Here is an 8,774-nt window from a genome sequence, read left to right on the forward strand (position 1 = left end):
TGGGTGTATCTACAAAAGTTGGACAAAGCACACTTACATTTACACCGTATTCTTCCGCCTCATAATGTAATGAAGTTGTTAAACCTACGATAGCATGTTTGGTTGTTGCATACGCGGTACAAAGGGGAGCTGGTCCTAAACCAGTTGCAGAAGCAGTATTAATGATATGACCAAATCCTTGTTTTTTCATGAATTGGTAAGCCAATTGTGTTCCGTAAATTACACCTAATAAATTTATTTCAATAATATGTTTCCAATCATCCAAAGACATATCGTATACTTCTCCATACATAGCAATTCCTGCATTATTAAACATATAATCAATTCTACCAAACTCATTAACTATTTTTATAATAAGTTCTTCTACGGATCCAGCGTTAGTAACATCTAAATATTCGAACCTAGCTAGTTGATTATTATTTTTTATATTATTCACAAGGTTTTGGCCACAGGCTTCATTAATATCAGCGATAATTACAAATATATCTTTATTTGCTAATTGAATGGCTAAAGCTTTACCAATACCAGAAGCGCCGCCAGTTATAATTGCGACTCTTTGCTCATCCATATAAATAACCTCCTGTTGTTTATACATATAATGAAAACGGACGAGTGTAAGGATTTGAACAATCGTTCTAATTCGCGTGTCACGCTACATATATTTGTTTGAAATAGAGAGTAAAAAAATTTTAATAGCTTCTTCAAATAAAACTTCTAATTTCTCCATTTCAATTGAATGAATGAATTGACATAATCCACCTAGCCATGAACCTAATAAAAGGCATGAACCCTCAACATTTTTCATATAAAACTCACCACTTTTTATACCTTCATCTAAAATTTGTTGATATGCCTTTAAAGGGACAACAGCTAAACCATAAAGTTGTTGAACTGTAGAAGGATTCGTGCTCGGATCAGAGGCAAGTTCTTGCCCCGCTCTTAATAACGGCGTTTTGTAATTATAAAGTACAAATTTAGCCATTCCATATAATTTTTCAGTTGCGTTTGTATACTGTTTTTCTGCCATTTTCCATTTATCATGCCAGTTTTTCATACTGTCTTTAGCTAAATAAACAAATAATTCTTCTTTATTTTTATAATGATAATATATATGTCCTTTACTATAACCAGAGGCTTTAGCAATGTTATCAATGGAGGTTTTTGTATACCCTTTTAAGGAAAATAACTCTATCGCTTTTTCTCCTATTATTTCTTTGGCTAAATCACTATCATATCGTCTTTTATTCAATGTAGACTCCTTCCATCGTTTAATACAAAAATTGAACAATCGTTCTAATTTCAATATATGTAAGTTTTTTTGTTTTAGTAACTGTTAAGTATTTTATTTATTATTTTTTCTAAAAAATACGGTGCGTGAAATTACTCATAAATTTTTAAAAAAGAACCTATTGGATATAGGTTCTTCAACAAGTTTGAATTAATTCGTATTCGCCTCTGTTAACGGTTGTAACGGCGGTTCTAATTCTAGTTCTAGTGTATCTCCTTCATGTAAATCTTGTCCTTTTTCAATACTTTGGCTCGTTACATAACCTGTACCAGAAGTTTTCAAATCTAATTTCAAAAGCTTAGAGAAATACATAACATCACGCATGGACCAACCTTTTACATTTGGCATTTGTGCGTTATTCCCTAATAAAAATATACGATCACCTTCACTCATTACCTCGCCAGACTGTGGATATTGTTTTATTATTTTTCCTTCTCCTAAAATTATTGGCTGTAGCTTCTCTTTTTCTACACTTTTCTCTGCTGTACCCATCGATTGATTTACATAATTTTGTCCTTTTAATTGAGATTGTTTCGCTGCATCAGCTATTTGTTTTTCGGTATACGGTTTCACCTTTAAATATTCAAGGCTGTTTTTTATAACAGGTTTAAATATTTCAGCAAGAGGCTGAGCTCCATACTCATCTCCTTTTAACTTTGGCTGCTTAATAGCTAAGTATACGATTAACTCCGGATCATCAATTGGAGCCATTCCTAAAAAGGAGAAAATGTAATTCTCTTTCCCTTCCATATATCGGCCGTTTTCAGGATTCGGGATTTGTGCTGTTCCTGTCTTACCTCCAATTGGATAACCATCCACTTTATACATTGTACCAGTTCCTTTTGAAGATGTTATAACACGCTCCATTAAGCTTCTAACCTTGTCCGCTGTTTCTTTTTTTATCGGATTCCCAATTTCTTTCGGTTGATTTTCCATAATAACTTCTTTATTTGTTGGATTTACAACTTTATCAACGATATATGGTTGCATCATTTTCCCGTCATTTGCTATAGCAGTAGCCGCTTGGATTAATTGAATCGGAGTTACTGTAGAACCTTGACCGAAAGAAGTTGTAACCTGTTGAATTTGCGTATTTAATAATAAAGTATTTTTACTTTCTCCAGGTAAATCTATTCCTGTTTTTTGATTGAATCCAAATTTATTCATATATTGCTTAAATTTATTTGGTTTCAGTAACTGATCTTCTAAAATAGAAAAAGCTACGTTTGATGATCTTTCAAAACCTTCATCAAATGTAATTGATCCCCATCCAAATCCACCATTATGATCTTTTATATCAGAGGAACCAACGGAATATTTTCCAGATTGAAAATATTCTTTTCCGTTATATACACCTTCATTAATGGCAGCTGCTAACGTAAAAACTTTCATAGTTGAACCTGGTTCATATGCATTTGCAATCGGATCATTTAAAAAGTATTCGATATCACCTACATTAGGATTGTAACTAGGTTTACTAGACATCGCTAAAACCTTTCCTGTTTTTGGATCAGCAATAATTCCAATTAACATAGAAGGATCATAATGCTCTTGTGCTTTGTTCATCGCTTCTTCTAAAAAGCTATTAATTTGTTTATCAAGCGTTAAATACACGTTATTCCCATTTTTAGCAGGTTCTACTTTACCTATATCATTTGTAAGCGGAATCCCCCTTCGTGTACCCACATATTCTATATTCCCGTTTGTAGAGCGCAAATATTTATCCAAACTCTTTTCAAGCCCAAACTTTCCTTCCGTATTCCCTTTATCATCTGGTCTAGCAAAACCCAGTATATAGGATGCAAAATCTTCATTCGGATACACTCTTGCTTTTTCCGACATAAAAGATACACCTGGTATTTTTAAATCGTTAATTTTTTCCTTCGTTTCCCTAGATAAGTTCCGACCAATTTTCCCAATTTCAACTTGCGTACGCCCTTCATGAAAGTTTTTTAATACTTCTTCTTTATCAATTTCAAGCACATCGGCTAATTGTTGTGCGGTTTCATCTTTATTTTTCACTTTATCTTTTCCTTTTAAATTCACAACAACTCGATATGTTGTAGAATCTTGTACTAACACCTTTCCCGTTTGGTCATAGATAGTGCCACGATTCGCTTCTAAAATACCCTTTTTATTATGTTGTTCATCCGCTAGATCCTTTACATTTACATTATGCACGACTCCTACTGCCTGAATATAGACTATACGCAAAATCATAATAAGAAACAAAACAATAAAAGCAATCATCATATATCGAGCGCCTTTATTCGTTTGAAGTTTTTGCATACTTATCTCCTCTCTTTTGGAATGGATTCGTACGAAGATGCGTTTTATAATTTGTAGTTTTTGTTTACGATACTATATGTTTCGAAGTTTTCTTTTTAATTCCTTTAAAACAATACGAAACTAACTATTGTTATTTTTTGTTTTTGTTTTATTTCATTAAAATACGGTGCGTGAAATTTCTGAATATTAACTTCACCAAAACTTGATTGCATATCACTCTAAACTCTTTTCTTATTTACTATAAAAAGTTCCCCTCTGGATTTCCAAAGGGGAACTTTTTATAAGAAAATTATGCGATATGGTTATATTTTGCTAAGAAAGGAATTCGTCTCGCTACTAATGCATACATTTTGAATACGAATTTCGCTATTGGTTCAAACATACGTGTACTTTGCATTACTAAAGCGCTCGTAATAAGCGTTAAGAATGCTGCACCAAGTATATCTAAAGGATAATGAACACCTACGTACATACGTGATATACCGACTAGCACTGCCCATAATAGCGCGATATATTTCAGTTTTTCGCCTCTAAGAATAAATACGAAGGCGATTGAAAATACAAGTACAGAATGATCGCTAACGAATGATGAATCTGCTGCGTGTGGCACTAATTGGTGTACATCATGTGATACGAACGGACGCGGATGGTAATATACTGCGTGTATAAGAACATTTACTACTAATGCAATAATAACCGAAAGCGTCGTATATAAAACTGTATATTGTTTTCTAATTGCATTCTCTTTCTTTCCATTATTAAACCATAAGATAAGCATAAATAGAACGGCTACGTATGCAGCGCTATTTGTAATTGCAACCATTATCGTATCTAATAGTTTGGATGAATCAGCAAAATTATTAAACCACTGAAATACTGTGTAATTCATAATACTCTCTCCCTACTTACAAGTGTTCTTGATTTACACAGTATACAATACCATTATGAAAATGGGCTTAAACTATTCTCATATATTTCTCATTCTACTATTACTCATGTGACAATTATAAAACAAATTTTATACGCTATTTATGTATAAAGTTCGTAAACCTTTATAATAAGGCGATTCGTATTTTTTTCATGTTTGGAATACATAACATATTCATTTAAATATACTAATTGTAAAATCATATTTTTTAATTCATTTGAAGTACAATATTTCCAAATTGTTCTCCATGTTCCATACGGCTTAGTGCTCGAATTGCTTCTTCTAACGAGTAAACTTTATCAATAATTGGTTTAATTTGATGTTTTTCTATAAACTTTATCATCTCATTAAATTCCTCACTGCTACCCATGGATGTTCCCATAATATCAATTTGATTGTAAAATAGCGCGCGTAATGGTAATTCAATTTTATCTCCTGAGCTTGCACCAAAATTCACGATTCTTCCGTTTGGTTTTAATACATCAAAATATTTCAAAAAAGTTGCTGGACCTATACTATCTATTATTAAATCTACTTTTTCACCTTGTAAGCTCTCTTCCCAATTTCCGGCACTATGAAAAGAAATATCTGCACCATATTTTGCAGCAAGTTCCATTTTATTCTCTACCCTTGAAGTAACACTCACTTTTGCGCCAATTGCTTTCGCGAATAACATGGCAAATGTAGCAACACCACCGCCTATTCCCGGAATTAAAACGTGTTCGCCGCGCTTCAATCTACCTTTAGTAAAAAGCGCTCTATATGCAGTTAATGCGGATAAAGATAAAACACCTGATTCTTCCCAAGTAAGATATGACGGCTTTTCTACAACATTTTCAACTGGTACAATTACATATTCAGCAAACGTTCCATCTTTCGGCCCACCTAGCACTTCCGGTAACTTCGGTACTTCAGTAGCATGTTCCCATCCAATACTAGGATTAATAATAACTTCTGTATGTAGTGTAATATTTGAAACTCCTTCTCCTATTTCTGTAACAATTCCTGATCCATCTGACCCTATTACTAATGGTAGATCCATTTCTTTTCTATTATTTATAATAAATAAATCCCTATGATTTAACCCGGCAGCTTTTAACTTTACTTTTACTTCACCTGCACTAGGACTTATCTTAGGTGAAAATTTATATCCTACTCCCTCTAATCCTTTTTTATATTGATGTACAATAGCTTTCATAGCTTAATTCCCCCTTAATATTTCCAATGTACTAGAAATATCAAAATAAATAAAATAGTTTGCCTCCAATAATTAGAAATTATATATTTAGTCATGAAAAAACAAAAAATCCCCTCCCTATAAAAAGTATAGGAAGAGGTTTCAAAACTAATTAGATAAGAATCTATAAATTCATTGAATTCTAGCCAATTCTAATATTTTTCGAATAAACGGCGCTTTCGCCTTTGTATATGAAACGCGATTAAAGGCATATGTAATAGCAAGCATCTCTTTTAATTCTCTATATTCTTTACGTGCCCATTCATGGCGTATTAGAAAGTCACGAAATAAAATATTGTTTCTCCACTCGTCACTATTATAAATATAAACATGCAAATGATGAGTACCTGCTCTCCATTTTCCCTTTCTAAAAAAACGCCAATTGGTTGCATCTTTTGGAACATACTCATATCCAATTTCCGATAGAACTTCAATCCACTTTTCAGTTATTTGCAATTCTGTTACGCCAATCATCATATCAATAAGAGGTTTAGCTCCTAATCCTTCTACTGCTGTGCTTCCTATATGTTCAACAGCAATTATTTCTTGTCCTAACAAGGAACAGAATTTCTCTTTTTCTTTTATATACTCTTCAACCCAGTCTTTTTGATACGGTTTAATAACAATTTGTTGATCCATTGTATTCACCTCTTTATAAGTATTTATTATTATATTTATAAAATTTTATATTGTTAGCATAGGATTTCCATAAAATATGTCGAATAGTGGAATGTACAACTTAATTATATTAAATGTGAGGTAATCTATGAAAAATAATTCCGTCGAAATTCAGTTAAATAGTGTAACATTCCAATTAAAAGAATATCATAATTTTGATTGGCTTATTAAATTAGGGACCGTATTTGCAGTTTTTGACCAGCAAGACTCAGGTAATATAAGTTTTGGTGTAGAAAAAGATGGTCACAAGAAATTTATCAAATACGCAGGAGCACAAACAATTGCATATGAAGGAACAACGGGTGATGCTATTAAAAGGCTAAAAAATTCAGTTACTATCTATGAAGATTTAAAGCATGAATCGCTCATAAGACTAATTGATCATTTTCCAGTTCAATCTGGATATGTATTAATTTTCGATTGGTTTGATGGTGAATGTCTTCATTCGCATTGGAGTTTCCCACCTCCTGAAAAATATAAAAATCCAAACTCACCATTTTATAAATTTAGGCATTTATCTGCTATAGAACGAATTCATTCCTTACATTCCATTTTTTCTTTCCATACTTATGTAGAAAAGAAAAACTATGTAGCAATAGATTTTTATGACGGTAGTATTTTATATAATTTTAATACAAACGAAACAAAAATTTGTGATATAGATTTATACAGTAAGAAACCTTACATAAATAAAATGGGCCGGCTATGGGGTTCCTCCCGTTTTATGTCACCAGAGGAATTTGAACTAAACGCAACAATCGATGAAAGAACAAATGTATTTAATATGGGAGCAATGGCTTTCTCACTTTTAGGCGGTGAAAACGATCGTTCTTTTATAAAATGGAAAGCAAGTAAGGAATTATATGAGGTAGCGTATCGTGCTGTAAATAAAAATCGTGCAGAACGTTATGCATCAGTTACAGCATTTTACGAAGCGTGGTTAAAAGCAGCTAACGCAGAAAAGATATAACCCTAAATTATTAAAAGAAATATAGAGTTTATACTATTATCATGTATATCAAGAATGAATTTATGACTTTTGAAAACGATCGTAAATTAGGCATTCAACAAGGGTGTATAGTAATAACAGATCAATCGCAATATCTTGTCGTTAAAAAGAATGAAAATTATTCTTTATTAAGCATCGCATCTGCGGAATGTATAAACTTTGAAGTTTCACTTGAACATCTTGAAGAAATGGTCCAAGTAGATTTAAAAGAAAAAATTCAAGATATCATTCCACCAGAGAATATTAAAATCGTAGCTCAAAACAGAATATAAAATGTATTTTCTAAGAGCACTTTTGATGGTGCTCTTTTTTCATGAACAGTTTTAAATAACGATTTTATTATGTTTCCTAACTTACAGTAATGTCCTTAAAAAAACTTTCATATATATTTATCAGATATACTTTGAAATCACAGAGTATCAAATATTTTAAGATTTAACTGACCAACAATATTCAACTTCTCTTTAAAAATAACTTAGATACAAAAAAGCTACGTTTTATATAGGATAAAAAATTATCTTACGCAAAGGAGCTTGATTATTTGTGAATTACCAAAATGATAATAACTCTAACATTCACAAACCTTGCACTTGTCCATCCCCCACGGTTAACAGTTTAAATGTTGTTCAAACTACCCCATCAATAGTTTCTGTAAATTCTGCGATTCCACTAGATACCGTGGTAAATTCTAATGGTACGGCAATCTCATTCACACCACCAACAACTGTTTTACTTGAAGGTGGAAGAACCTATTTGGCAATCTATGAAGTGCAAGTTATCATTCAACCAGGAGGTAATTCGGCAGGTATCACTATGTATTTGAATAATAATCCAATCATTGGCTCTGGTACTTCTTTGGGATATACTGCAGGATTCACTTCTGTATCAGCACCCGCTATTTTCACTACACCTTTAGGTATAACAAGTACTCTTACTGTTAATGTAGGACCATATTCTAATACATTAAATACGTTGGGCTTAACTCTTGCTGTTGTAGCATTAACATAGTAAAATCTAATACTTTCTAAAATAAAATTCTTTGTTCTTCGACTGCCATTTTGAGTTTGCCGCTAAGAAACCGCTATAACTACATATAAAAAATATTATTTGGATCGATAGTACTGGGTGACTCGGCTGACAGAATTGCTGAGTCACCTTTTTTTCTAAAATAACGCTTTTGTTGATTTTATAAAGTGAAACTTTAATAATTGGTGAGGTGTTTATCCCCACTTATTATTAGTTGAACCAATCGAGCTTTTATTGGCAGTTGATCCCTCACTTAACTTCTTTGCTTCCGCTGAATTTTGAGGTGGGGATCTTACTACCCGTTAATGCGGGATAAATT

General features: G+C 32.4%; 9 protein-coding genes. 3 read left to right on the top strand and 6 right to left on the bottom strand.

The window, feature by feature from the left end:
* The 6 genes from GBN78_RS26945 to GBN78_RS26970 form a co-directional block, all read right to left on the bottom strand.
* A partial coding sequence (locus GBN78_RS26945) for an SDR family oxidoreductase (RefSeq protein ID WP_152127898.1) occupies window positions 1-568 on the bottom strand: 568 nt, incomplete at its 3' end.
* An 84-nt stretch (window positions 569-652) separates the two neighbouring features.
* The gene (locus GBN78_RS26950) at window positions 653-1,249 is read right to left on the bottom strand and encodes a TetR/AcrR family transcriptional regulator (RefSeq protein WP_001042683.1); all 597 of its coding nucleotides are present in this window, start codon (window positions 1,247-1,249) and stop codon (window positions 653-655) included.
* 189 nt (window positions 1,250-1,438) lie between these two features.
* A complete protein-coding gene (locus GBN78_RS26955) occupies window positions 1,439-3,577 on the bottom strand; it encodes a penicillin-binding protein (protein WP_098939625.1) in 2,139 nt (712 codons plus the stop codon).
* 289 nt (window positions 3,578-3,866) lie between these two features.
* On the bottom strand, window positions 3,867-4,466 hold the full coding sequence (locus GBN78_RS26960; RefSeq protein WP_098939627.1) for an undecaprenyl-diphosphatase: 600 nt from the start codon (window positions 4,464-4,466) through the stop codon (window positions 3,867-3,869).
* A 247-nt stretch (window positions 4,467-4,713) separates the two neighbouring features.
* Complete coding sequence (locus tag GBN78_RS26965) at window positions 4,714-5,703, bottom strand: zinc-binding dehydrogenase (RefSeq protein WP_098939629.1); 990 nt, start codon at window positions 5,701-5,703, stop codon at window positions 4,714-4,716.
* A gap of 171 nt (window positions 5,704-5,874) precedes the next feature.
* The gene (locus GBN78_RS26970; protein WP_098939631.1) at window positions 5,875-6,381 is read right to left on the bottom strand and encodes a GrpB family protein; all 507 of its coding nucleotides are present in this window, start codon (window positions 6,379-6,381) and stop codon (window positions 5,875-5,877) included.
* 127 nt (window positions 6,382-6,508) lie between these two features.
* Here GBN78_RS26970 and GBN78_RS26975 point away from each other — a divergent pair, with 127 nt between their 5' ends.
* From GBN78_RS26975 to GBN78_RS26985, 3 genes are all read left to right on the top strand, one after another.
* The gene (locus GBN78_RS26975; RefSeq protein WP_000794851.1) at window positions 6,509-7,390 is read left to right on the top strand and encodes a protein kinase domain-containing protein; all 882 of its coding nucleotides are present in this window, start codon (window positions 6,509-6,511) and stop codon (window positions 7,388-7,390) included.
* 62 nt (window positions 7,391-7,452) lie between these two features.
* Window positions 7,453-7,701 carry a hypothetical protein gene (locus GBN78_RS26980; protein WP_000142299.1) on the top strand — a complete coding sequence of 83 codons (249 nt, stop codon included), beginning with the start codon at window positions 7,453-7,455 and terminating at the stop codon, window positions 7,699-7,701.
* A 271-nt stretch (window positions 7,702-7,972) separates the two neighbouring features.
* Complete coding sequence (locus GBN78_RS26985) at window positions 7,973-8,437, top strand: hypothetical protein (protein ID WP_152127899.1); 465 nt, start codon at window positions 7,973-7,975, stop codon at window positions 8,435-8,437.
* Window positions 8,438-8,774: the final 337 nt, after the last annotated feature.

Origin of the sequence: Bacillus sp. B2-WWTP-C-10-Post-4 (assembly GCF_009183805.1) — a bacterium.
Classification (GTDB): domain Bacteria; phylum Bacillota; class Bacilli; order Bacillales; family Bacillaceae_G; genus Bacillus_A; species Bacillus_A cereus.